The following is a 239-nucleotide window of genomic DNA, read 5'->3' as shown; positions in this document are numbered from 1 at the left end:
ATGGGATGTTTTCGGATATTTATATATTTAAATTTTAGTCATCCAAGTATAAATATTTTCAGAATTATTGATATTAAGTTTTTTTCTTATTCTATATTTTCTACTTTCTACAGAACCTATTGATATTTTTTTTAATGTAGCAATTTGTTTAGTATCAAAATTAAGTTTTATTAAAGCGCAGTACTCTAAATCTGTTGGAGTAAGATGAGTACTTATATTTAATAGGGATTGATTAAATG

The 239-nt window shown here is 22.6% G+C and carries 1 protein-coding gene; it reads right to left on the bottom strand.

The window, feature by feature from the left end; genetic code table 11:
- Nucleotides 1-27 precede the first annotated feature (27 nt).
- The coding region (locus tag SCA31_RS25390) for a helix-turn-helix transcriptional regulator (protein WP_410699696.1) at nt 28-239 on the bottom strand (212 nt) is incomplete at its 5' end.

It is taken from the genome of Chryseobacterium sp. SIMBA_028, from assembly GCF_046535285.1.
Classification (GTDB): domain Bacteria; phylum Bacteroidota; class Bacteroidia; order Flavobacteriales; family Weeksellaceae; genus Chryseobacterium.
Note: the sequence above shows the minus strand (reverse complement) of the source record. Positions and strands in the feature narration are given on the sequence as shown.